The sequence below is a fragment of the Vibrio sp. 2CM40D genome, assembly GCF_023161825.1.
GTDB classification, from domain to species: domain Bacteria; phylum Pseudomonadota; class Gammaproteobacteria; order Enterobacterales; family Vibrionaceae; genus Vibrio; species Vibrio alginolyticus.
Window position 1 is genome coordinate 353,599 of record NZ_JALNTL010000004.1, and the last position, 22,209, is coordinate 375,807.

Annotated in this window: 26 protein-coding genes; 15 read left to right on the plus strand and 11 right to left on the minus strand. The window is 42.4% G+C overall.

The genetic code is table 11. From position 1 onward, the window contains the following. Positions 1 to 56: 56 nt before the first annotated feature. Entirely contained in the window at positions 57 to 938 is an 882-nt protein-coding gene (locus tag MTF70_RS11170) for an AEC family transporter (RefSeq protein WP_005377901.1), read from the minus strand. A 534-nt stretch (positions 939 to 1,472) separates the two neighbouring features. Between MTF70_RS11170 and ihfA the strand changes: the two genes are divergently transcribed. Beyond that, positions 1,473 to 1,769 (plus strand): integration host factor subunit alpha, encoded by a 297-nt coding sequence (gene ihfA, locus MTF70_RS11175; RefSeq protein WP_005377899.1) that lies wholly within the window; start codon positions 1,473 to 1,475, stop codon positions 1,767 to 1,769. A gap of 121 nt (positions 1,770 to 1,890) precedes the next feature. On the opposite strand, the gene MTF70_RS11180 is transcribed toward ihfA, so the two are convergent. Next, positions 1,891 to 2,670, minus strand: a complete 780-nt coding sequence (locus tag MTF70_RS11180; RefSeq protein ID WP_205460916.1) for a phosphoribosylglycinamide formyltransferase — start codon at positions 2,668 to 2,670, stop codon at positions 1,891 to 1,893. 315 nt (positions 2,671 to 2,985) lie between these two features. Between MTF70_RS11180 and MTF70_RS11185 the strand changes: the two genes are divergently transcribed. Then, on the plus strand, positions 2,986 to 3,636 hold the full coding sequence (locus MTF70_RS11185) for a thiopurine S-methyltransferase (RefSeq protein ID WP_021707633.1): 651 nt from the start codon (positions 2,986 to 2,988) through the stop codon (positions 3,634 to 3,636). Between the two features lie 72 nt (positions 3,637 to 3,708). On the opposite strand, the gene purT is transcribed toward MTF70_RS11185, so the two are convergent. The 5 genes from purT to sbcB form a co-directional block, all read right to left on the minus strand. Next, positions 3,709 to 4,884 carry a formate-dependent phosphoribosylglycinamide formyltransferase gene (gene purT / locus MTF70_RS11190; protein WP_054866055.1) on the minus strand — a complete coding sequence of 392 codons (1,176 nt, stop codon included), beginning with the start codon at positions 4,882 to 4,884 and terminating at the stop codon, positions 3,709 to 3,711. Positions 4,885 to 5,027: 143 nt separating this feature from the next. Further along, positions 5,028 to 5,915, minus strand: coding sequence for a cytidine deaminase (gene cdd, locus MTF70_RS11195; RefSeq protein ID WP_005377892.1), 888 nt, complete (start codon positions 5,913 to 5,915; stop codon positions 5,028 to 5,030). Positions 5,916 to 6,345: 430 nt separating this feature from the next. Then, positions 6,346 to 7,023 carry an LrgB family protein gene (locus MTF70_RS11200; protein ID WP_005377888.1) on the minus strand — a complete coding sequence of 226 codons (678 nt, stop codon included), beginning with the start codon at positions 7,021 to 7,023 and terminating at the stop codon, positions 6,346 to 6,348. A gap of 1 nt (position 7,024) precedes the next feature. After that, positions 7,025 to 7,399: a CidA/LrgA family protein gene (locus MTF70_RS11205; RefSeq protein WP_005397786.1), complete on the minus strand. Its 375-nt coding sequence runs from the start codon at positions 7,397 to 7,399 to the stop codon at positions 7,025 to 7,027. Between the two features lie 55 nt (positions 7,400 to 7,454). Then, complete coding sequence (sbcB, locus tag MTF70_RS11210) at positions 7,455 to 8,876, minus strand: exodeoxyribonuclease I (RefSeq protein WP_064368108.1); 1,422 nt, start codon at positions 8,874 to 8,876, stop codon at positions 7,455 to 7,457. Between the two features lie 180 nt (positions 8,877 to 9,056). On the opposite strand from sbcB, the gene MTF70_RS11215 reads away from it, so the two are divergent. The 5 genes from MTF70_RS11215 to MTF70_RS11250 all read left to right on the plus strand — a co-directional run bounded on the left by MTF70_RS11215 (position 9,057) and on the right by MTF70_RS11250 (position 14,325). Then, positions 9,057 to 10,253, plus strand: coding sequence for a site-specific integrase (locus MTF70_RS11215; RefSeq protein ID WP_074191176.1), 1,197 nt, complete (start codon positions 9,057 to 9,059; stop codon positions 10,251 to 10,253). Between the two features lie 137 nt (positions 10,254 to 10,390). Next, positions 10,391 to 10,870: a hypothetical protein gene (locus tag MTF70_RS11220; protein ID WP_074191177.1), complete on the plus strand. Its 480-nt coding sequence runs from the start codon at positions 10,391 to 10,393 to the stop codon at positions 10,868 to 10,870. Positions 10,871 to 10,974: 104 nt separating this feature from the next. Continuing rightward, positions 10,975 to 11,631: a hypothetical protein gene (locus tag MTF70_RS11225; protein ID WP_248393976.1), complete on the plus strand. Its 657-nt coding sequence runs from the start codon at positions 10,975 to 10,977 to the stop codon at positions 11,629 to 11,631. 538 nt (positions 11,632 to 12,169) lie between these two features. After that, the gene (locus tag MTF70_RS11240; RefSeq protein WP_025502458.1) at positions 12,170 to 12,520 is read left to right on the plus strand and encodes a hypothetical protein; all 351 of its coding nucleotides are present in this window, start codon (positions 12,170 to 12,172) and stop codon (positions 12,518 to 12,520) included. 155 nt (positions 12,521 to 12,675) lie between these two features. Further along, the gene (locus MTF70_RS11250) at positions 12,676 to 14,325 is read left to right on the plus strand and encodes a cell division protein FtsZ (protein WP_248393987.1); all 1,650 of its coding nucleotides are present in this window, start codon (positions 12,676 to 12,678) and stop codon (positions 14,323 to 14,325) included. Positions 14,326 to 14,396: 71 nt separating this feature from the next. Here MTF70_RS11250 and MTF70_RS11255 read toward each other — a convergent pair whose 3' ends face one another. The 4 genes from MTF70_RS11255 to MTF70_RS11270 all read right to left on the minus strand — a co-directional run bounded on the left by MTF70_RS11255 (position 14,397) and on the right by MTF70_RS11270 (position 16,724). Continuing rightward, a complete protein-coding gene (locus MTF70_RS11255) occupies positions 14,397 to 14,702 on the minus strand; it encodes a hypothetical protein (RefSeq protein WP_248393989.1) in 306 nt (101 codons plus the stop codon). Positions 14,703 to 14,866: 164 nt separating this feature from the next. After that, positions 14,867 to 15,565, minus strand: coding sequence for a hypothetical protein (locus tag MTF70_RS11260; protein ID WP_248393991.1), 699 nt, complete (start codon positions 15,563 to 15,565; stop codon positions 14,867 to 14,869). A gap of 44 nt (positions 15,566 to 15,609) precedes the next feature. Next, positions 15,610 to 15,879 (minus strand): hypothetical protein, encoded by a 270-nt coding sequence (locus tag MTF70_RS11265; RefSeq protein ID WP_248393993.1) that lies wholly within the window; start codon positions 15,877 to 15,879, stop codon positions 15,610 to 15,612. 185 nt (positions 15,880 to 16,064) lie between these two features. Then, positions 16,065 to 16,724 (minus strand): S24 family peptidase, encoded by a 660-nt coding sequence (locus MTF70_RS11270; protein WP_308414589.1) that lies wholly within the window; start codon positions 16,722 to 16,724, stop codon positions 16,065 to 16,067. A 117-nt stretch (positions 16,725 to 16,841) separates the two neighbouring features. On the opposite strand from MTF70_RS11270, the gene MTF70_RS11275 reads away from it, so the two are divergent. From MTF70_RS11275 to MTF70_RS11305, 8 genes are all read left to right on the plus strand, one after another. Next, positions 16,842 to 17,081 carry a helix-turn-helix transcriptional regulator gene (locus MTF70_RS11275; protein WP_074191183.1) on the plus strand — a complete coding sequence of 80 codons (240 nt, stop codon included), beginning with the start codon at positions 16,842 to 16,844 and terminating at the stop codon, positions 17,079 to 17,081. A gap of 111 nt (positions 17,082 to 17,192) precedes the next feature. After that, the gene (locus MTF70_RS11280; RefSeq protein WP_025632637.1) at positions 17,193 to 17,741 is read left to right on the plus strand and encodes a toxin YdaT family protein; all 549 of its coding nucleotides are present in this window, start codon (positions 17,193 to 17,195) and stop codon (positions 17,739 to 17,741) included. A gap of 59 nt (positions 17,742 to 17,800) precedes the next feature. Beyond that, on the plus strand, positions 17,801 to 17,932 hold the full coding sequence (locus tag MTF70_RS24355) for a hypothetical protein (RefSeq protein WP_282450772.1): 132 nt from the start codon (positions 17,801 to 17,803) through the stop codon (positions 17,930 to 17,932). Next, positions 17,929 to 18,714: a hypothetical protein gene (locus MTF70_RS11285; RefSeq protein ID WP_248393995.1), complete on the plus strand. Its 786-nt coding sequence runs from the start codon at positions 17,929 to 17,931 to the stop codon at positions 18,712 to 18,714. The genes MTF70_RS24355 and MTF70_RS11285 overlap by 4 nt, the downstream gene beginning before the upstream one ends. Beyond that, positions 18,711 to 19,442 carry an ATP-binding protein gene (locus tag MTF70_RS11290; RefSeq protein ID WP_248393997.1) on the plus strand — a complete coding sequence of 244 codons (732 nt, stop codon included), beginning with the start codon at positions 18,711 to 18,713 and terminating at the stop codon, positions 19,440 to 19,442. Before MTF70_RS11285 ends, MTF70_RS11290 begins: the two co-directional genes overlap by 4 nt. Then, a complete protein-coding gene (locus MTF70_RS11295; protein WP_248393999.1) occupies positions 19,443 to 20,024 on the plus strand; it encodes a hypothetical protein in 582 nt (193 codons plus the stop codon). It abuts the gene before it with no gap. Between the two features lie 168 nt (positions 20,025 to 20,192). Beyond that, positions 20,193 to 20,663 carry a hypothetical protein gene (locus MTF70_RS11300; protein ID WP_248394001.1) on the plus strand — a complete coding sequence of 157 codons (471 nt, stop codon included), beginning with the start codon at positions 20,193 to 20,195 and terminating at the stop codon, positions 20,661 to 20,663. A 371-nt stretch (positions 20,664 to 21,034) separates the two neighbouring features. Next, positions 21,035 to 22,102 carry a hypothetical protein gene (locus MTF70_RS11305; protein WP_238966306.1) on the plus strand — a complete coding sequence of 356 codons (1,068 nt, stop codon included), beginning with the start codon at positions 21,035 to 21,037 and terminating at the stop codon, positions 22,100 to 22,102. Positions 22,103 to 22,209 lie beyond the last annotated feature (107 nt).

The window sequence follows — 22,209 nt, forward strand, 5'->3', positions numbered from 1 at the left end:
AGATTAGGAACGTATTGTTTTTCAGCTAATACACGCTAACGATAGCTTGTTGGCGGTTAGGCAGCGAGTGAGAGGGTATAGCTAAGCAGAAGAGGTAGCGTAAGAATGCTGAAAAAGTTGCCAAATAGTACCATTGACGCCACTTTCATGGGTTCTATATTCAGCCTTTCCGCAAATAGGTAATTCATGACGGCTGGCGGCAGCATTGTGAAGAGCACCATCATTTGCAATTGCATCGTTGGAAGGGGAATTAACCAATAAATAAGTGCAAAAGCGACAGCACCAGTTGCCAGTGACTGCACGGTACACAACACACCAATCTTTAAACCGTCCAACCTTAAATGACACATTTGTGCCCCCAGAGATAAAAGCATCACGGGTACGGCCGCTTGCCCAAGTAGAGCCGTGGCTTCGTATAAAGGCGCCCATGCACCCACATTTGACACGTTGAGAAACAGAGCCAACGACGCTGCTAAAAAGATTGGCATCTTGACTATTTGCTTAAAAGGGTTGCCATGACTAAGCAGCATTACGCCTAAGCTGATATGCAAGCATGCTGACACGACAAATAAAAGCACTGCTGACGACAGCGCAATTTCTCCAAACGTATAGGTAAACAAAGGAATAGCTAGATTTCCGCTATTGCGAAACATATGTGGTGGCGCCCAGGTTTTAAACGAGAGTGACGTCCATCGACATACCGGGATCATGAGTAGTGCGGGAATTAAAACCGCGACAATTGCCGCCAAAAGAAGCGGCCCCTGATTTGAATCGAGCGGCATGCTAACGAGTGACGAAAATACCAGTGCTGGCGTAAATACCTCAATATTAATGCGGTTTATTGGGCGAAAGTCAGGCTTGATGTAACGACCGACCAAATAGCCAACTCCGACAAGAGCAAAAACAGGGAAAAGAATATTTATGATTTGATTAATCATGGTCGCCTAGAAGCAGTGTAAGAAGCTAATGAGGAAATACACGAACTTCCACATTATCAATCTTTATATATGGCGTCATCGTTAAACAGCGAGAAGCGTGGGTTTAATCAAGCTTTCTAAGCACAGTTGCAAAGTACAGGTGGTCATACCTTTTAATCTAATTGTTACGTATCGAGTTACATACAAATCACTGAATTTACGACAAGTTCTATGTCAAGTGTCTGTTAAATAACCAATATCTGATATTTTTATTAAATAGTGTTTAATGTTGATATTTAAGCTACTTTTAGTTTTATAATCTGGATGTTTTTCCTGATAAAGATGAAACAAAAACAAAAACATCAAATTTCTGGCGTTTAACAATAATTTACGTAGTGCTATTCCTTTTGTTCGCCAAGAAAAAAGTTGGCGAAAATCATAAGCTTGTCATACACTTCCTGATGTAACCCCGATATGTTGTTGAATTGGTAGGGTAAAACTGCTCTGGCGCTACACTAACGTAGCATTGTTTAACATAGCTTTGAGGAAAGTTTTATGGCGCTCACAAAAGCCGAACTGGCAGAAAACCTGTTTGATAAATTAGGATTTAGTAAGCGGGACGCCAAGGAAACGGTGGAAGTGTTCTTTGAAGAGATTCGTAAGGCACTGGAAAGTGGCGAACAGGTAAAACTGTCAGGTTTTGGTAACTTTGATCTTCGTGACAAGAATGAACGACCTGGTCGTAACCCGAAAACTGGTGAAGATATTCCAATTACTGCTCGACGTGTAGTGACTTTTCGCCCGGGTCAGAAGTTAAAAGCTCGTGTAGAAAACCTGAAGAAAGTACAGTAAGCCGAATAAATGGATCACGCTAAGGCGTGGTCTTTTTTTGCGTAAAATTCGTGTGCATACAAATGAAAACCACCGCAATGCGGTGGTTTTTCTGTTTATGAGAGACGCTTAATGATATCGGTTACGCCGCTTCTAGATGCGTTGTTAAGTATGGTTGCCATGCTTGTTGGTACAAGTTCTTAGACTGTGTACGCATGTTGCGAATAGAGGCAAGCTCTATTTCGCTTAGCTCACGGTTTTCCAACATCGCTTGACGTTCTAGTTTCTGGATTTTTTCGTATAGGTCGTGTTCGGGACCGCTTTTTACATCTGCGATTGCTTTCAAGTGCAGTTGAACTTCGGCTACTAGGTTTGTTTTTGGTAAACGAACGAGCAAGTTCAAGTCTCTATATCCTGAAGGGCCAGGTTTTTTGAATCGATTTTTTACTTTCACAATCGTTGTTTCACGCTCTAACGTTTCATAAATGGAGACTAAACTCGCGACGTCTTCAGCTACAATCGTTGCACGTGCTAGGTCAGTAATACGTTCAACTTTCCCATCTAACTCTAAAGCTATCTTTTCTTCTGCTCGTTGTTTGGATTTCACGCCTGCGAAGTATGGCTGAGCGTCATTAAGAAGTGCGGTACTTTTACAGATAGTTTCAAGTTCAAATTGCGCTTGGTGAGCTTTGCTGTAAAGAATGTCGAAGTCAGAATATGGCTGAGTTGGTGTGGTGTCGATTGACTGAATGCCATATAAACCGCTAAGGCTGTGTTTAAAAAGTTTCGCACAAACTTCGTTTTGGCTGGTTGAACGATTTTGTTCGTCATTAGGCGCAGGGGTAATTGGAAGTGCGGCAAATGCCGGTGCACGGCTAAGTACCAAAAGCATCAATGCTGTAGTACGAAGAAATAAGCTCATTCACTCTCCTTAACTTGCTTGTACTTAGAAAATAGGGAACATAAAGGTCGCTAAGTTCGGCAAATCAGGTACTAACTTATAAATGGGGCCATTACGAAAGATTCCAAGGTTTCAGTTTTATCTTGAAGTAGAATCATGCGTTAGATCACCATTTCTCTTTTCTTTATTCTGATTATCAGATAAAGGCGCGTCTCCTATGAGACCGATTACATCCTATCACCGCAGTATTAACCAAAGATGAACGGCATAGACAAATTGAAAAAAAACGTTAGTCTTACCTCTCAAAATGAAAACAGCCGACAAGTAGAAAGTAAAATGAGAGACCAAGAATTTTGGCATAACAAATGGGCCAGCAATCAAATCGGATTTCACTTGGAAGATGTAAACCCGCTATTACCAGTATATTGGAAACACACTAATCCAAAGCGTGAAGATAAAGTGTTAGTTCCTTTATGTGGAAAGTCAGAAGACTTGATTTGGCTAGCGATGAAGCATGATTCGGTTGAAGGCGTTGAGCTAAGCCATATTGCTGTGCGTGCCTTTTTTGCTGAACATTTTTACACGCCAACGGTAACGCCTCTTAATGGCATGCACGAGCTTTATCAATTTGATGAGCTCTCTATTTATACTGGGGACTTTTTCACTGCACCAGTATCTCAAGCCGATATCATTTATGATCGCGCCGCGTTGGTTGCTTTACCGCAAGATATGCGAGAGGAGTATGTAGAGCGTCTCAAGCAACTTTTGAACCCAGGCGGTCGTATTTTGCTTGTTACACTCAACTATCCTCAAGAAGAGATGGCGGGGCCTCCATTTAGCGTGCCGGTCGAAGAGATTGAGCAGTTATTTTCAGGTTACAAAGTTACTTGTTTGAACGTAGATGAAGCTGACGAGAATCATCCTAAAATTGCGAAAAAAGGCTTAAGTCGCTTCTCTGAAGAAGTGTACTTAATCGAGAGTGAATAGGCTCTCTTCGGTTTGGAACACGAAATAGCGCAGCAATTTGAGCTGCGCTATTTTTGTATGAGTGGTTCGTATTTAATAAATGATATTCACTTTTGAAGCACTTTCAACAGCATCTTGAACGGCTTCTTCGGTGGTTTTTCGTCGCGTAAGGACAACACCTAAACGGCGGCGACCATCGATTTCTGGCTTACCGAATAGACGAACTTGTGTTTGAGGTTGAGCTAAAGCTTTGCTTAGGTTTTCAAAGCGAATGTTTGTGGAAGTCCCTTGTCCAAGAATAACAGCAGACGCAGATGGGCCATATTGCACAATATTATTAATTGGCATTCCGGTAAACGCGCGCACGTGGAGAGCAAACTCAGACATTTCCTGCGAAATCATTGTAACCATACCCGTATCGTGAGGGCGAGGAGAGACCTCATTGAAAATGACTTTATCGCCTTTGACAAACAGCTCTACACCAAAGATGCCGTAGCCACCGAGCGCGTTTACCACTTTCTCAGCCGTGTATTCAGCTGCTTTTACTGCGTTTTCTGACATAGCTTGCGGTTGCCATGATTCGCGGTAGTCGCCATCTTCCTGACGATGACCAATTGGAGCACAGAAATGCACACCGTCAACGGCTCTGATGGTCAATAAAGTGATTTCGTAATCGAAGTCGATAAAACCTTCCACGATAACGCGACCTGCACCCGTACGTCCGCCTTCCTGAGCGTAATCCCATGCTTTTGTAACGTCGTCTTCGGTCTTGATAACACTTTGCCCTTTACCTGAAGAGCTCATCACAGGCTTCACCACGCACGGAAGACCCACATGCTCAACCGCGGCTTTGAAGTCTTCAAAGTTATCTGCAAAACGATAAGGTGAAGTCGTCAATTCCAGTTCTTCTGCTGCCAAACGTCGGATACCTTCACGATTCATTGTTAGCCTGGTTGCCTTAGCGGTTGGAACAACATTCAGTCCTTTCTCTTCAAGCTCTACCAGTTTGCCGGTTGCGATGGCTTCAATTTCTGGTACGACGTAAGTAGGTTGTTCCTTCGTAATAACTTCTTCTAAGGCGTTTCCATCTAACATGTCGATAACATAACTACGGTGAGCGACTTGCATCGCTGGAGCATTGGCATAGCGATCACAAGCAATCACTTCTAAACCAAGTCTCTGGCATTCAATGGCGACTTCTTTACCGAGTTCGCCAGAGCCTAAAAGTAATACACGGGTAGCATTTGCGCTAGTTGCAGTGCCAAACATAGTGTTCCCTTACAAAATAGAGTGATGAGACAGAAATTGCAGGAGATCATACTGAAGTTTCATGACAAAGCAAACGTTTGCTTTTGGTTTTTAGGTAATAAAAAAGCTCTACATGTTGTAGAGCTTTTTGTTGAATTTGTCGTTTATACGTTGACAAAACTAAGCGGAATATCTGGATTCAACGCTTCCAACGTTGATTGCGTATCGGCTAAATGACTGATCTTACCTTCTGAGTTCTCTACCAATGCAGCGGCTTTGATGCTGTCAAAGGTTTCACCCGCAAGTAAAACTTGGATTAGCGCAACTTGTAACGGCGGCAAGCTAGGATTGAACGCTGCATTTTCTGCATAAGCGCCTTGGAATACACGGCCGCTAGTCATCTCTAATGCTAAACCACTCAAGTTGTTGGTGTATGGTGAGTGGCTCATGTTCATCGCTTCAACTGCACTTTGGATGAGTGCGTCTTCATCATCACATGAGAACTGGTGTTTAACTTCTGCCATTAAGCCGGACTCGATACCGAGATCGTTTGGTCCAAAGGCTTCAGGCAGGTATTCATGAAGTGACTTTTCTTCGCGTTCTGGGAGCTGGATTTTAAGCTCGTTTGCGGTAGATAACTCATTCATGAACTGGCGGCAGTGACCACATGGGCTGAAGTTGATAGTGATATCCTTAACACCACGTTCGCCTTTCATCCAAGCATGGCTAATCGCAGACTGCTCTGCGTGAACCGTTTGACCCAACTGTACACCAAAGAATTCCATGTTGGCACCGAAGTAAAGGCGACCTGAAAGACCACGAACGATAGCGCCGACATAAAAGTCAGAAAGGGGAGCATAGGAGTACGCTGCGGCAAAAGGAAGTAGCGCAACACGAAGCTCTTTGTCTGATAGACCGGTAGCTGAAAGCAACTGCTCAAATTGTTGAACTGAAAGCGTAGCATCAAAATCATCAGCTTGGATGATAGGAGCAAGTTGTTTGGAAAGTGCTTCTGGAGCGCCTGCTAGCGCCTGTTCAATGCGACTTTTCATGTTGAATCCTTGTTATTGCATGGACAGTTATTCTATGTGAAAGATAGAAATGTTCCGTGCGTTAGATCACGATAAATAATGCAATTGATAATTCTGTTACATAATTAGAGTGAGCTCACACATGTATTCGATTGCACAGGTGTGAAGCGTTATCTCCGTCTCACAATTAACCATATCAGTATATATTCATATGACCAAGGAGCAGGAGTATGTTACTAACGCGACTTTTACCGCTATGCTACTTTATACCTACGTAATCTAGAGCGAGTGGTAGCACCTAGAATGCTAATGCTATGAATGTATATCTCGATCAAGTCCCTTCACGATATTACTGGGTGAGGTTGATAGATAAGATAGGGTTTTGAAAAGGGTAAGGAAGAAGCGGAAAGGCTACGGCCTGCCGGAAGGAGGGCAGACCGAGAGCGCTTAACTATTGATATAGCCAGACAGCCAAAGCAAAAAAGCTTGGAGCCAAAATAGAAGTTATGATCCCACATAAAACCAATGCGAGTGATGAGAACGCGGCATCTATGGGCTGTTTCTCTGCACAAGTAGCGGTGCCTAAGGCATGAGAGACTGTACCCATTGTCAGACCACGTGCAATCGGGTGTTTAATTCCAATCAAATTGTAAATTGGGTATGCCAAAATTGCGCCCAATAAACCGACAATCAGAACCAAGATCGCTGCAACGGCGGCTTCACCACCGAGGTGACTCGATATTTCCATCGCTATTGGTGTAGTGACGGACTTACCCACTAGACTCGCGATTAAACTGATATCCGCTTTGAAAGCGACTGCGATCAAGGTGGTTGTCATCATCGACATCACACTGCCTACTGTGCAAGCAAAAGTGATGATTCGCCAGTTTGCTTTAATTTGTGGTAGTTGTTCATATAGTGGATAAGCCAGAGCAACTACGGCTGGTTGAAGTAAAAAACTGATCCCTTCGTTATCCGCATAATACGTTTCAAACGGTACATTTAAGTAAGTAAGCAAAGGAATGAGCACTGCAATACTGATCAGCAAAGGATTTGCTAGAGGATTATTCACTTTGATTGCAATTTGGCGCGCGACAAGAAAAACCGCAATGGTAACAACTAACCACATATCAGTGCTTCTCCTTTAACAAGTAGTCCAGCAGCCAAGCGAGGCTGACTAGTACAATGAGTGAGCCTCCAACTGCGCTAGCAATGATAGGGAGGGCATTAGCGAGTAGCATATCGAAATGTTGCATTAATCCCACGCTAATAGGAACGAACAATAAGATCATATAGCGGATAAATAGCGTGGCGCCCGGTTTGACCCAGTCGACTTTTACAAGCCCAAGAGTCATGGAGAAAAACAGTACGAGCATACCGATGACACTTCCTGGAACGGAAACGCCAGTGAACTTTTGAATGGTAATTCCGATGCCAAGTGCTCCCATGATGAGGAAGATTGAAATGAGCAGTTGGATCAGTTGTAAGAATCGTTCTTTAATCATTTTGACAGTATATAAACAACAAGCACACCATAAGGTGCGCTTGTATTAGGAGGAGTTAGGAAGCTAAGCTCTCTACATAACGGTACACGGATTTTAATATCGCAATCTTCTTTTCGTCACTTTCATGTTCGTGAACTAAGTTTTCTAAATTCAGCATGTACTCTTCAATTTGGCTTTCAAACACTTCTCGACAGTGTAGTGCCCAGCGTCTTTGTTCTTGCTCGTCTAATGTGCCTGGGAAGTTACGCGCACGATAGCGGAACAATAGAGGTTTAATGCGCTTGTCATCAAATTCAATGTCTAATGCAGCAAGATTATTCGGATCGGTTTCGCGAATGATATCCATAGCTGCGCGATCGGCTGGAGAAAAGAACCCGTCGTAAAGTTGTGTATCGACGTCATCACTTTTATCGAATTTGCGCTCGACTGAAAAGAGGCTAATCAGCTTTTCTCTAATTTCAGGATGTTGGCGCAACAAAGCGAGATTGGCGAGACATTGTTGGCGATCAATGCCAATAGACTCTGCATTTTCAGCCGTTAACGTTTTTGCAGGGGCGAGAATAGGGCATTTGTTCAAATGAACTAGTTTAACTGGCACTGGTAGCAATTCACCAAGATCTTCGCGCTTCGTGTAGAGTCTTTCGTGCAGCTCTTCTGCGGATAGCTCAAGAATAGGTTGAGGGTCTTTCGCTAAATCGATGGTGATAACGGCGTTATTATTGGTTGGATGCCAAGCAACAGGCACAATCCAGCTAGTGTACTGGCATTCGCGCCCTAGCATGCCTGAAACGTGCATCAACGGTGTCATGTTGACGATGTCGACTAAATCATTGAGCTTGCGCTTTTGGCGCATAGAAAAAAAGTAATCAAACAATTTTGGTTGCGCTGCTTTTACTTTCTTTGCCATTTCGATAGTCGCAACCACATCTGCCATGGCATCGTGCGCGTTACTATGTTCTATGCCGTTAGCCACAGACAAGTGTTCTAATTTAAAGCTAGTGAAGCCATCTTCGTTTTCTGGCCATTCTACGCCTTCTGGGCGAAGGGCATGGCACGCGCGTAGTACATCGAGTAAATCCCAACGTGAGTTACCGTTTTGCCAACTCCATGCGTATGGATCGATAAAGTTGCGATAACAAGTATAACGGGTCACTTCGTCATCAAAGCGAATGCTGTTGTAGCCTAAACTGGTAGTATTGGGTTTCGCGAGTTCAGCGTGAATCTTAGCGATAAACTCTGGCTCAGAAAGGCCTTCTTGAACCGTTTTTTGCGGAGTAATACCAGTAATAAGTGCAGCTTCAGGAGACGGAAGATAATCAGCAGGTGGCTGGCAGTACATGACTAAAGGCTCGCCGATGATATTAAAGTTTTCATCTGTACGAACACCAGCGAACTGGCTTGGGCGATCTTTCGCGGGGTTGGTTCCCCATGTCTCATAATCAAAGAAGAAGAATGTAGGCTGTTCGGTATTATTCATGGATGTCTTTTTCTGTTCGTTGTTCTTCAAAACTAGCCTTGTATATCAGTCGATTAGCAGTGTTCTATGTGCTATCTTTTCGTTAGGTTTTAATTGTTTTTACGCGTTTTACATTTGCACTTGCGTCTAAATATGTGTCCAAAATTTGTAAGTGCTGCGTCCTAATTTAAGGTAGACAACTTGAGCATTACAGACAAGCAGCTAAAAGCTATTGCAAAACTAAGCGAATATAGCGGCCCGGCAGAACTGAATGACGGCGAAGGACTAATAGCGAAGATATCACCCAAAGCAAACATCACGTTCCAATACCGTTGCAGGTTTAATGGTAAAAACAAACGCATTCGTATAGGCAAGTATCCGATAACCACCCTCAAGAATGCAAGGCAAATCCATAAAAGGATGCTTGAACTTAAAGAAGAGGGAAGAAACCCAGAGATAGCCCTTACTGGTGAGACGGATTTTGTTACCCTGAAGGACTGTCTCGACTACTGGTTTGAGCACAAAGTCTCGACTCAGAAAGAGGGGACGCAGGTGCTTTACCGCTCGGTGGCAAACAACTACTTTTACAATGCCTTTCCTGATGTCGATGTAGAAAAGATCACCGCGCGTGAATGGATGCGTTGGTTCGATGACATTGCCAAGAAGAATCCGAAGACGGCTAACTCTGCATTCTCTAAAATGCGCGCTTGTCTTAACTTCTGTAAATCCAAGTTCCTTATTGATGGTACGCACTTTGAAAAAATCAGACAGCAAGATGTTGGTGAGTCACCAAGTGCCGGTGACCGAGTTCTATCACTTCCTGAACTTGCCAAAGTTTGGATCGCGATTGAACGTAGCAAAGCAGGTACATCGACCAAGAACTTGCACTTAATAACAATGTTATGGGGTAACCGACTATCAGAGCTTCGCTTGGCCAAGCGCGAACACTTCGATATGGTCAACGACATTTGGACGGTACCACCAGAACTTAGCAAAATGGGTAACACCATTCGCAGACCCATCCCAAAACACATCAAGCCGATGCTAGAAAGGTTGATGAACATCTATGATGAATACCTTTTCCCTGGCGCATCCATCCATAAGCCGATCTGCATATCCGCAGCAAACCGCTACATAAGAAGGTTACGCGATAACCTGAACCTACCTCACTGGCGAACCCACGATTTCCGCCGCAGCATTTCTACCACTTGTTCAGAACTCGGCACTATGCCCCATGTGACCGAGAAAATGCTCGGGCACGAGCTGGTTGGCGTAATGGCGATCTACAACAAGCATGACTGGCTATCCGATCAAAAAGAAGCATACGAGAAGTTTGCCGATGCACTGTTTGTTCAAGTGCAAAAAGAGCTGGAACACGAAAAAGTTGCTTTAAATTAAGTGCTGTTGCTTACCAATTAGTATCATAGATCACTAACTCACCTATTGTGGTTTGAAGCGTCTAATGAAAGGCGGCATGATAACGGAAGAAAAGGCGGCTTCAAGCCGCCTAATAAGTGTTATGTACTTGAGGGAATATGAAGGTTTCTGAACTACAGGAAGTATTTCTGACTGAGCTGTGTTCTCTTCTTCCTGAGTGGAAGTACGTTAAATCACAGCGCACTTTTAAGTTAAAGTCTGGTAATTGCAATTGGTATTTGCATATCAGTTGTATTAATCATGTGTCAGATTTTGATGCAACAGCTGATGTTGCAGTTGAATTTTTGGATAAAAGGAAGAAGTTGATAATTGTTGGGGCTGAGCTTGGAAACATAGAGGGTGTTGTTCAACGACGCTTTCCTGTGGCTTCGTATGACGATGCTGTAGGTTCTGCACGTAGATTGAAGCTCTACTTCGAAGCCGTCGGTCTTCCTTTCCTTAATTTATATAGTGATCCAAAAGTAGTTCTATTGTCACTTAAAAAAGGCGGTAAAGATGCTATGTTAATCAGTCCTTTGCTAACTTTACACGACCAGCAAATTGAAATATTAAGCCAATACATTGAAGCGCGTACATAACAAAGCATTTAAGAGTGATTCGCAATGCTTGGCAGTTTCGCTTCGCTCAAGTTTAGCCAAGCGCCGCTCACACCTTAATGCGGCGTTATAAGGAGGATTTACGAATGCTTACAGTATTAGATAGTTCAACAACAACCAACATACTGTTAATCTTGTATTTTTTTTGGGTCCTGTTTGGTAAAGACTGGTTTAAAGGCTACTCATCTAAAAAGGGGAGTAACAAAGCTGATAAAGAAGATGTTGGTCATATAGAAAGTGCAAAGAAAGGAGCAACTCAGCCTTACGACATAGAACTTGAGAAAATTAAAGCTCAAGCTGCATATATAGTTGAGGAGTACAAAGAAAGCCTTAATTTCAGAATCGAAACAAAAAAACACTTATACCATGAGCTGTCTAAATTAAAGATTTTAACAAGAGTATTTTATTTCCGCTCGACTGACGCTAATGCTCAGGAAAACTACGATAACTTTGAACGTTGTTTAGATGGTATTTCGGACTATATGAGTTGTAATAAGCATTTTATTAATGAAATAGACCCTGAATTCTTAATATCATTTGAAGATAAAGTTAATATTTATAAGCAATCCTTCATTCGGGCTAATAAGTCAATTATTGATGGGAAAAATGAAAAATCACTGATAGAAGAGAGCAATAGTAATGCGACTCAATTACTTGATTTGATAGATTTATACTTAGAAAAAATCTTCAAAATTAGTCCGGTGGAAGTTCCTTATAACAAAGCGCTTAAGAGTGATTTGTAACGCTTGGCATTTTTATCATGCGTTAGGTTTAGTGTTTAAGGTATTCTACACTGGCTTCGGTATTGCGTTACTCACACCTTAACGCGGCGTTATGAGCCACCATAAAAAATGGAGAATAGAGCGGAATAGATGGAACGGAAAAAACAGGTTCAGTGGCTCAAGATGCAAAAGGCAGGCTTTCTCAGGCACTGTCTTACTCATGGATTAGCTTTCTGTGTACCATTTGTATTTGGTACCGCATTTGTTCAAAACGATTTTTACTTGAACTTGTCGCCTTTTATTTCGTACCGGCTTTATTTAGTTACTGTCATTGGCGCGGTATTTCTCGCAGGCAGTGATTGGATTTTTAAAAGTAGACAGTATCAAAAACACAGAAAGAATCTATTGCGAAAAAAGTCTCATAACAAATTGTTCAAGAGTGATTCGGCACGCGTGGTATTTTTGCTATGCGTTGGTTTTAGTGGTTAAGGTGCTATGCGGTACCTTCGGTATTGCGTGCCTCATACCTTAACAAGGCTTTATGCTCTAGGAGGTGATTGTGCTCGATTTACTCAAAAAAGTGGTTCTAATTAACCTCTCAGCGGCTCTTATTGTTATCGCTCTAGCTCAGTTTGTTCCATTCTTTGCTACGACTCAGTTGGTTGACTTTCTTTTCTTTGTTGTCATCGTCATATGGGTTTTGGCTAAGCTAATGTGGGAAGGTGGCATCCATAGTAAGACGACTCGGTTAGATGACCCTAGAACAGACAAAGTCTACAAAATGGTAGAAGGGCATGATTTTCAAAAAGATGAACGCGAGCACTATCGATTGAACTACCAGACAGGTTTAGTTTTCTTTATAGCTGGTCTGCCAGCGTTTATAGCTTGTTTAGTCCTTCAATTTCTTTGAGCACGAGTTTAACAAACTGTTCAAGAGTGATTCGCAATGCCAGGCATTTTTACCATGCGCTGATTTTAGTGTTTAAGTTGGTTTGTAGAGACATTGTGTTTCTAATACCTTACACGGGCGTTTATGCTCATACGAGTTAATGAATATGGAGATTTATGTTTAAATCTATGATGGACATGGAAACGGGAGTGTCTGTGCTCGTGATTGGAGTTGGCACCGTTGGGTGTAGAATCACAGCATCAATAAAAGACTCCATAAATGTCGACAAGCTTTACGTACATTCATCACCAGAGGTCCTAAATCAATATACTCAAGGATCTGTCCATAGTGACTCGCTACATTTATCAGAACAGGTGTTTTTTCTCGAGCAAGAAATAATAGGGAAGCTAGAGGAAAGGGATATTGTTTTTGTAGTTGCGGGACTCGGAGGTGAAACGGGTAGTGTTGTCGCTCCATGTATTACCAAGCTTATAAAGCAGCGAAGCATACTGTGTGTAGGGCTTTGCTCATTTCCATTTGAATTTGAAGGCCGCTACAAAAAGAAACGTTCTCAACAAGCATATTTGTCGATGGCAGAATATACCGACTCACTTATTTGTATTGATAATGATAGGTTTCTAGATTCAAACTTAAAAAATAATGAGTTGCAGACAGCTAGTGATATATTCCAAGATTCAAACAATCACTTTGAAGCAGTTATAAAGGGGCTTTCAGGATTATTAACCCAGCCTGGAATGATAAATGTCGACATTGAAGATATACGAACGATATTTAATGATATGGGGCTAGCTACAGTTGGTTATGGCGTTGACCGAGGTGATCAACGTTCAGCTGATGCTGTCGCCAATTTGTTAAACTCCCCTGCATTGGGTAGTTATCCATTGTCCGAAGCTAAGGGATGCTTAGTCAACATTACTGCTGGGCTTGACATGCGGTTGGACGAATTTGAGGTAGTAGGTAACGCTGTAAAAGACATTTTAGGATATGATGCTACCGTCGTAATTGGCACTTCTTTCGAGCCTGATATGACTGATACGATGACAGTGACAGTAATTATTACTGGTCTTCCAGAGCTGCCTATAGACAAAAGTATCGCTCAGGACTTATTTGATATGGTGACATTATCGAAATCGATAGCTTTTGAACCACACCAAGCTAGTGCTGGCTTATCAATACTGTCTTATTTTAATGAGTTCCTTCATCAACAATACTCCGGAATCGAAGCAAAGGTCAGTATTAGGCAAGAAGATACTAAAATCACACTTATTGTTGAAACAGCTTCGGGTGAAGTTGAAAAAGTAGAAAAATCATTATACGAGTTTGGCTTAGTGGTTATAAAGGAAAAGTCGCCCAGCGATGTTCTTCATTCGAATTTTGATGTTGAAAAATTCAAAATGAAACTTGAGTTTGCAGAACTCGAGTTGAAGCAAAATGCACGGCTTATAGCAAATTATGAAGTATTAACTGGTGAGTACAAACAACGAATTACTTCATTAGAGGATCGCGTTGGAGAACTCCAAAAAGTCATTTGTGAGAGTTTAGTGACATCTCAGGAGTTGCAAAAATTGCAACTAAGTAGAAATGACCAATTGCCTTTAGAGTTAGTTTCTCTACTTAAAGAGCACGGCTACTCCGAAATGACTCAAGATGTTAAAGATGCAATTGAACTCAAAGTTCGTAGAGAAATTACAACGCCAGAACAAGCAAGTAAGTTAAAAACGTTGGCTCTAAATACATTCTATGGTGTAGCTGGTAACTCAATGTATACGTTGTTAACCAATATCTTAGCTACATTACCACGTTAAAAAACGTATAAGCAAACATGTAACAGTAATTTTTAACACTTAGGTTTAGTTCTTTGTACGTAGTGAAGCCTCTAAACCCTAGCCTTAAACCCACCTTCATGCTCTACCCATTCCATCACCGCTGCACGAATCCAACGCAGCGGTGATTTGCTAATTGGCTCTGGGAAGTTGCGGTTCTTGCGCCATGCAATAATGGTGGTTCGCTTCTTATTGAAGAAATCCAATACTTCTTGATGACACATGATCTTGTTAGAAGACTCAGGGTAACGCTCGGCGTCATAAACAGGTTTGTCTGCTTCTTTCGCAGATTCAACTACGAAAGTAGGAACAGAGTAGCTGAAGCTCATCGGTGATTGATTCAAGTTTGAATAGTTCATTACACAAATTCCTAAATTGGGTTGGGGTGAATACCCGCAATCAGCCTAAACTCTTGATATTGGTGGTCAGCCAGAGATATACTGATTGCGAGAGTTAGTTATCTAAGTCTCATTGCACAAAGAACGCCCCTGTTGGTTTGGTCACCGATAGGGGTTTTCTCTTTTTAGTAGTCATCTTCTTTGATGATTAGGTTACATTCCGACTCATCAAAATCTTCTAGGCCAGTAAGAACCACACCTTGAGCAAAGCAGCGGTAGATAAATGACTCAACATCGCGGGTTTTGTATGGGTTGAATGAGTGGTTGCAACGAATTTTCCCATCCATAACGTATAGGTCGACCTCTTCAGCTACTCTTGAAAAAGAAGAGTAACTTGATGAAACCTTGCCTGAGTCAATTTTTAGTCGAAATGAATTTTTACTGTATCGACTAGGTTCAATTTGCACATCTGCTTCGTAGCTCATATCTTCTTTATCGAAGTCATCGCCCGAACGCCAATTTTCAACGATTGTATTAATGAAGTCGGTGACAGGCATTTCTGTTGGAAGTGCACCGAATTTATCTGCTGCCATTTTTTCAAAGCGGGTCATTGCTTCGCTAGTCATGAACTTGTTTAGCGTGTTGTTCATCACTTTGGCCATTTGATCTTCATATGTAGGAATAGAAATACTATCAGGGTCAATTCGTAGTTTGCTTTGAATGATGTTTTCCATTTGCTTACTGAACTCCCCGTAGGAGCGGAACTGGTCTTCAAGTACTTTGGTGATGCACTTATCGACAGCGTCTTCGATAGCTTTCTCTATAACGCCATTGCTGACCATGTCATTGACTTTATTACTGACGATCTCTTGTAGTTCTTTCATTGTTTATTTCCTAATTAAGTTTGATGCCATTGCACAAATGTGAATTAGTGGGGTAGCGTTCTCGCTTCCACTGCGGCTTGCAGGCTAACTAGCTGGCTGAATAGCTCTTGCGCCTTTTCAAAATCTTCTTCGTTTACGTGAATCTCCAGCCCTTTAAAGTCTTCGGCTCCTTCAAAGATGGAAGTCGCAGCGATACGGAGCGGATCATCCTTACTTAGCTCTGCTGTCACTTCTTCAAACTGATGGCTGCATACATTGAGTAGTTGCAGGTTGTTCAGCAGTCGATGGGTTTGGTCTAACGTCATTGTTTTCATCTTTAAGCTCTCATTGCACAAAGTTCTCGGAAAACCGATTGGTCAGGTCGGTAAGTTACTTGAATGATTAAAATGTACATTTCGTACATATTTGTGTCAATACAAAATGTATATTTATTTGTGAGAGACAAAAAAATACCGCTATCAAAGCGGTATCTTGTAATCAACTAAACTGAGGAAAGAATCTAGAAGAGTTTCATCTTTGCGTCTACTACCACGCCTATGATTTTGCAATTACCATTGATGGGCAGTTGTGGGTAAGAGCTGTTTAACGGCTTCAAAAACTTTTGTCCTGCATCGATAACTAGCTTTTTAAATGTGGCTTCATTTACATCAACTAGTTTTGCTACAACTAGAGAGCCATTCTCTATTTCTTTCTCTGTATCGACAAGAACGAGAGTTCCTTCTGGAAAGCTAATACTTGTTGGAGACGTCATGGAGTCGCCTTTGACTCTTAACCAAAAACAGCGACCACTTGTACGTTCGGTTGTTTGGTGCCATTCACTAATCTCTTCGATAGTATAAGGCTCGACAGCCTCTGACCAGTTACCTGCTTGAACTGAACTTAGCACGGGAAAAGACTGTGTAAACGATGGTTGTATGTCTATTACAGAGGTGTTGCCCAAAGCATCATCTGGATACTCAAGTGTACCATCTGAATGCAATACCAACTTATCAAGCTGAACAGCTTTGAGGATCTTAGCTATTTGTTCTAACGTTGGTTCTCTTCGTTTGTTCAACCAATGACCCATTCCGCCAGGAGTTACTTCAACTAACTCAGCTAGTTTTTCTTGGGTGATCCCAAGTTCTTTAATTCTGGCTTTAACCAGATCTGTCCAATTCATCTTCATTCCATAAATGTACATTTCGTACAAAATGATGCAATTGACATAATGTACATTGTGTTGATCTTAATATATACATAATGTACATTGTAGTTGTTTTTTGATTTAGAGGTGTACATGCAAAGAATACGAGAAATACGGGAGCAGTTTTCTATCTCAGTAAAGTCTTTATCAGAAAAGTCAGGGATAGAACCAGGCTCTATTTACCACTACGAGAAAGGACGCCGTTGCCCAAGCTTCAATCAGTGCTGGGACATCGTAAATTCACTGAATGAGCTTGGTGCCAACTGTACTTTTGAGCAAGTGTTTCCAAACCCTAACCAGATGGTCTCTATAAACGACCATTTGCGTTTATGACCAAGTCTATGGAGTGCATTTATTCTCAAAGTGACCGTTAGAAGAATAACGCAACTTAAAAATTTAGGCTGATTCACAGCATTCTGTACAAACAACCAGTAAGGAAAAACCATGAATAACAGTTTTAAAAGCGTTATGCGTAACGCAATAGAAAGTTGGCGCACTGAACTGAGTAAAGAGTGTATTGCTCACCGTGTCGCGAGCTTGTATCACAAACTCGATCTTGAGCACGAGGTTGATGCGCAGCGTAAAGAGCTACTTAAAGTACCGGGCGCTGATGACAAGAACAATGCTCAGAACTTTTTCCGCTATGTCGAGCGCACCAGCGTAGAGGCCAAAGCCACGATGATGGATTTGTTACCTGCGGTGCTTAAGGCGATGCCTGCCAAACGCGCAAGCGACATGCTTAACCAATTTCTTAACCCGCTTGGGTTCTCTGTCACTTGCATTGGTGCGAGTGATGCAAACTTAAGCCGAGATTTGCTCTTGCATAACCACAACAAAGAAACATCTGAAGCATTCCGTGCGGTGATCTCTTTGGGGGAGAACGCGAACATTGACCAGCTGCGCGATGCGTATCGAGAAGTGCAGGAGGCGAAGGCATCTCACGCGCCACTTCTGGAATACCTTGAGTCGTTAATGGCGAAGAAAGCTGCCTAATCAAAAGCGTAGTGGCTGACCACCACATAACACGCATCTAACTAGGAGAACTTTGTGCAATGAGCCTTAGCTTACAGAACTATCACGGCTGCTATATCTGGGTGGCCAATAACGGTGTTTGTCGTTTCGTCGTATCATGGACTAAAGCGATGGAAATCTTTGAATCCATGAAAGCGGGGACTGCGGTGTGATTGAGTATTTGGATAGACCCATCGCTTTTCATCGATCGTTTGTGAAGATGGGCATTGGTATCACAGGCGCATTAATGCTTAGCCAGAGCATTTACTGGAGCCGAAGAACGAACGCTTCAGGGTGGTTTTACAAAACTCAGGAAGAGTGGCAAGACGAAACGGGCATGACTCGAAGAGAGCTTGATACTGCACGTAAAAAGCTGCGTCAGTTAGGTATTTTGGAAGAGAAAAAGCAAGGTGTTCCTTGCCGAGTTTTCTACCGCATTAATGAGCCAAACTTGATTGCACAAATGGAGCAAACTGGTTTGGCGGAATGCGCCAAACTAGAACGTACAAATGCGCCAAGCAGTGCTGTACCAATCAGCCAAACTAAAACAGAGACTACACAGAGATTACCAGAGACTACTACAGAAAAAGTAAACAAAAAGTCTCCCATCACGAGTAGCTTGGTTCCTGAAGAACAAATTCCAGCCCTGCTCGATCAAGATGCTTGGGCTGAGTACCTGGCATTCCGTAAGCGAATCAAAAAGCCTTTCAAAACTGAGCGGGGCGAGCGCACCAAAATGCTCGACTTGCTCAAGCTCTCCCAGAACGTGGTGAGCATGCAGCGCCAAATCATTGAGCAATCCATCGACAACGAGTGGCAAGGGTTGTTTAGCCTTAAATCGTCCTCGCCAAACTCGAAGCTAATTCCGGTGGAGCAGTTTTCAGACCAAACCAACCCTGATGATTACGGACCACCTCAGTGGTTCAAAGACCGCCAAGACGGAGGTGACCAATGAGCAGCTTTTACCAAAAATTACAGCAAGCGATGCCTGCGAACGTTGTGCCGTACACGCCAGAGCAGATGGCTCAACTTGCTCAGCAGGAAGTCGAGAAGCAAAGCCATGCGGTGTATCAGAACTACCAGCAGAGCAAAGTTCAGGATTTACTTGGCCGCAGTGGAGTAGGCAAGAAGCACTTGAAGTGTCGATTTGCCAACTACGTGACGGAGAACCAAGGCCAACGTCAGGCATTTAGTGTTTCTCGCCGTTGGGTTTCTGAGTTCTTGGAAGGTGATGAGAAAAACTTTGTATTTTCTGGATCGACAGGAACGGGCAAAAACCATCTGGCTTGTGCAATGGCGAACTCGTTGATGACGCGCAATCGTACAGTGTTGGTGATTACGGTCGCTGAGTTGATGATGAAAATTCGCGATAAGTACAACCGCCAATCGAACGTTACAGAAGCTCAGTTTCTGAAGTATTTAGCTCAGGTCGATTTGTTGGTGTTGGATGAGGTTGGGGTGCAGCGAATGAATGACCACGAGGCGATCATGATTAACACCATCATCGACTCACGCTATACCAACGAGAAGCCAACCGGCATTCTGACCAATCTGAAATCTGATGACCTGACTCAGGTTCTTGGAGCCCGAGTGATGGAGCGTTTGTTGGAGAGCTGTGAGTGGGTGAGCTTTACGTGGGAGAGTTTTCGCAAACAGGTGAGGAACAGCAAGGAGGTAGCATAAATGCGACCAGAAACGTTATTGGCTAAGTTCGATTTAAAAGGCATAAATTACGAACCGCAAAAGGGCGGAAAAGGCTTATTTTCTCTGGAAGACCAGCTCGGCATGGTGGGGATTACCTGGAAGGAATCTCCGGTCGGTTTTCTGGTGTTGTTTGTGGAGTTACTGGATAACGCGCAATCGAGAAGAGCACTGGAAAAGGCGGTGCTCGCGGAACTGTATACGCTGACCGATGACTGGCGCGGTCAAAAGAGTGAAGCCGCATTCGTAGCCATTGTGCGCGCAGCTGTGGAAGAGGCGATCACACCACAAGGCCGTATTTGTTCTTGCTGTGGCGGCAGCGGTAAGTACCGAGCACCAAACCGCCACTACCGAAAATGCGTGCATTGCAACGACGGCCGAGTCGCGTGGGACTTAGAAAGCCGCTTCGCCGCAATGTGTTCTGGTAGTTTTGTTTGTACGTTCTCAGTATTCAAACGCCAGTACCATCCCGTCCTCGATGGCCTAGCAGATTGGCTAGCCGCTAAGCGCAATGCTGCGATGTTGGCGCTAATGGAGAGGATAGAGAAGGAGAGGGTGGATTAGGTGGTGATCTGTCACTGACTTATGATTAAATGAGAGTTGGTGGGTTTGTTTGTTTTGTGAACGTTAACTTATTGAATTTAAATTGAAATTGAAAAGTAAAGTTTGCATTATAGGTGGATTAGCGGCTCAAACCGAATAATAAGTGTAAAGAATCAATGAGGAAAAAAGTTGTCAGAAGTAAAATTAACTAAAAAAATGTGGCTTTTCAGTACTATTGCCTCAGGAGCTTTGGGGGTTGGTGTTGTAGATTTTGCGAAGTTTTCCTACAGCAAATTTAGTAAAAACAACTTTGAGCTAGAGCTTGTAGACGTATGGTGTAGGGATAAAGAATGCGTTTTAACTATCCGGAATAAAGGTGATGAAGAGGGAGTTCTAACGGCATTTTCTATTGATTATGGCGAGGTTAGAGGGAGGTATGAGCAGTTTAAAACAACTCATCCAGTGATTTCTTCGAGTACGAAGTCCGAGCTATTAACGACATCTTCTGCAGCATATTTGCCAAAGAAATCGTTCGCAGATATTGTATTTGGTAATCCACCGGATGAGTATCCCACTAAAGAAATTTGTTTGTATAGCCAATCAAAAAAGTGGTGTTTCAAAGGGGCAGAGCTTTCAAACATAATTAACAAAAAAGTATAAAACATATGAGTCTTTTGTCTGTCAATAGGCTTTAACATTCCTTTGGCTGCGCCAGCGGCCAATTCTTCTCGATCAATAAAATTATCTACTTCGCTTTGTCCCAATTTTCACCTGCCGGTTTCGTTTGTACTTTCTTGCTTGGCACTCAAACGCCAATACCATCTTGTTATGGGTGACTTTGTCATATTTTTAAGGCGCTCTTTATTAAGTGCCTTCTTGATGATGAGGTTAATATAAGTAAAACGTGATGGAACCATAAAAAAGTAAAATTGATTGCAAATTAATTAGTTAATTTCCTTACTATTGCAATTGGTATGTTGTAACTTAAAGTCGTCTCGTATGCTAGGTGGTATAAGTAATCAAGGTACTTCATGACTAAATTAATTGAATCACAGCTAAACTTTATCTTTGAACGCTTGGGTTTTCACCCAGCTAGAAGAGCTATGAAAAGTCAGTTTAAACGTAGCTTCCCTAAAGGTAAGAAAGAGATGTTTGCTGATATCATTACATTAGCTGCATCTGACGCTTCCCATGGGAGCTTTATTGAAGGGTGTGGCGAAAGTTGTGTTCATCTTGGAAGCCGTCATATAGAGTTGTACAGCGTAAAGGACGCAGTCAGGAAATCTAACCTTAAAAAATTCTTCAGTGATTTGAAGCTTTCCACTAATGTTGTTCTGAAAAAAGCTTACCCGTTTCCAATTACCGATCAAGGTGTTCTAGCTAAGATAAAGAAGAATCAAGTACATCCCATGGAAAAGGGGGTGTTAGATATTAATGGGCAACAATATCAGTATGTCGTTTTGTCAACGGTAACGGAACATGAATTAGAAATGGATGGTTCACCTTATCTAAACAAGACGGGTCAAGATCTGGTAAAAAATGACGACGTATATTTCTACTATGTAACCAAAGAGTACAGACAGCTGTTTCATATTTTATACTGGGATGAAGCTGGAGAAACTGCGATTCTTTCGGTAGATAGAAATGGGCTTTCTGTACATCAAAGTCGTGATCAACTATTTTTAACGAAGAATTACATAGAGCAACTAACAATAGGTGTGTTAGGTAATCCACTTAATGTTTTTGATGCTATTGACCCTCTATACAGAGCAGCTGATGGCCGAATTGTTCGTTTGGGGCACGTTACCTCAGATGGAAATCCAGTTAGATTGAAGTTATCACGTGGACAGATTTGTTTAAAACAAGATAAGTACCATGGCGCTGGAGAGGGCGGTGGCTATGTTCATGCAAAGTTTGCTGTTGGTAAGAGTTGGTCTTTTGGTCTAGCGGATGAACGAACGGTTGTCGAGATAGATCTTGCGGGTAAAGCTGCAATGCTAGATACTGCGCAACCTTTATCGGACTTTTCTGTATTAAAGTGCTCTAGATTGAAAGATCTGGACTTTGCTATAAAAAATGTTCGTCCATTTGCGGTTTGATACGTTAATTACATTATTTATAACTTCATAGACATGGCTACTACTAGTTTGCAAAGTGCTAAAACACGGTTGATTGAACTGGAGGGTTATACCGACTCTCCAGTTTT

Coding starts and splice junctions, on each gene's coding strand:
- MTF70_RS11280 (WP_025632637.1), top strand. CDS start 17,193: ATGAATAACAGTTTTAAAAGCGTTATGCGTAACGCAATAGAAAGTTGG.
- MTF70_RS11265 (WP_248393993.1), bottom strand. CDS start 15,879: ATGAAAACAATGACGTTAGACCAAACCCATCGACTGCTGAACAACCTG.
- MTF70_RS11185 (WP_021707633.1), top strand. CDS start 2,986: ATGAGAGACCAAGAATTTTGGCATAACAAATGGGCCAGCAATCAAATC.
- MTF70_RS11225 (WP_248393976.1), top strand. CDS start 10,975: ATGCTTACAGTATTAGATAGTTCAACAACAACCAACATACTGTTAATC.
- purT (WP_054866055.1), bottom strand. CDS start 4,884: ATGTTTGGCACTGCAACTAGCGCAAATGCTACCCGTGTATTACTTTTA.
- MTF70_RS11290 (WP_248393997.1), top strand. CDS start 18,711: ATGAGCAGCTTTTACCAAAAATTACAGCAAGCGATGCCTGCGAACGTT.
- cdd (WP_005377892.1), bottom strand. CDS start 5,915: ATGAAAAGTCGCATTGAACAGGCGCTAGCAGGCGCTCCAGAAGCACTT.
- MTF70_RS11170 (WP_005377901.1), bottom strand. CDS start 938: ATGATTAATCAAATCATAAATATTCTTTTCCCTGTTTTTGCTCTTGTC.
- MTF70_RS11260 (WP_248393991.1), bottom strand. CDS start 15,565: ATGAAAGAACTACAAGAGATCGTCAGTAATAAAGTCAATGACATGGTC.
- MTF70_RS11275 (WP_074191183.1), top strand. CDS start 16,842: ATGCAAAGAATACGAGAAATACGGGAGCAGTTTTCTATCTCAGTAAAG.
- MTF70_RS11250 (WP_248393987.1), top strand. CDS start 12,676: ATGTTTAAATCTATGATGGACATGGAAACGGGAGTGTCTGTGCTCGTG.
- MTF70_RS11270 (WP_308414589.1), bottom strand. CDS start 16,724: ATGAATTGGACAGATCTGGTTAAAGCCAGAATTAAAGAACTTGGGATC.
- MTF70_RS24355 (WP_282450772.1), top strand. CDS start 17,801: ATGAGCCTTAGCTTACAGAACTATCACGGCTGCTATATCTGGGTGGCC.
- sbcB (WP_064368108.1), bottom strand. CDS start 8,876: ATGAATAATACCGAACAGCCTACATTCTTCTTCTTTGATTATGAGACA.
- MTF70_RS11255 (WP_248393989.1), bottom strand. CDS start 14,702: ATGAACTATTCAAACTTGAATCAATCACCGATGAGCTTCAGCTACTCT.
- MTF70_RS11180 (WP_205460916.1), bottom strand. CDS start 2,670: ATGAGCTTATTTCTTCGTACTACAGCATTGATGCTTTTGGTACTTAGC.
- MTF70_RS11295 (WP_248393999.1), top strand. CDS start 19,443: ATGCGACCAGAAACGTTATTGGCTAAGTTCGATTTAAAAGGCATAAAT.
- ihfA (WP_005377899.1), top strand. CDS start 1,473: ATGGCGCTCACAAAAGCCGAACTGGCAGAAAACCTGTTTGATAAATTA.
- MTF70_RS11305 (WP_238966306.1), top strand. CDS start 21,035: ATGACTAAATTAATTGAATCACAGCTAAACTTTATCTTTGAACGCTTG.
- MTF70_RS11205 (WP_005397786.1), bottom strand. CDS start 7,399: ATGATTAAAGAACGATTCTTACAACTGATCCAACTGCTCATTTCAATC.
- MTF70_RS11220 (WP_074191177.1), top strand. CDS start 10,391: ATGAAGGTTTCTGAACTACAGGAAGTATTTCTGACTGAGCTGTGTTCT.
- MTF70_RS11200 (WP_005377888.1), bottom strand. CDS start 7,023: ATGTGGTTAGTTGTTACCATTGCGGTTTTTCTTGTCGCGCGCCAAATT.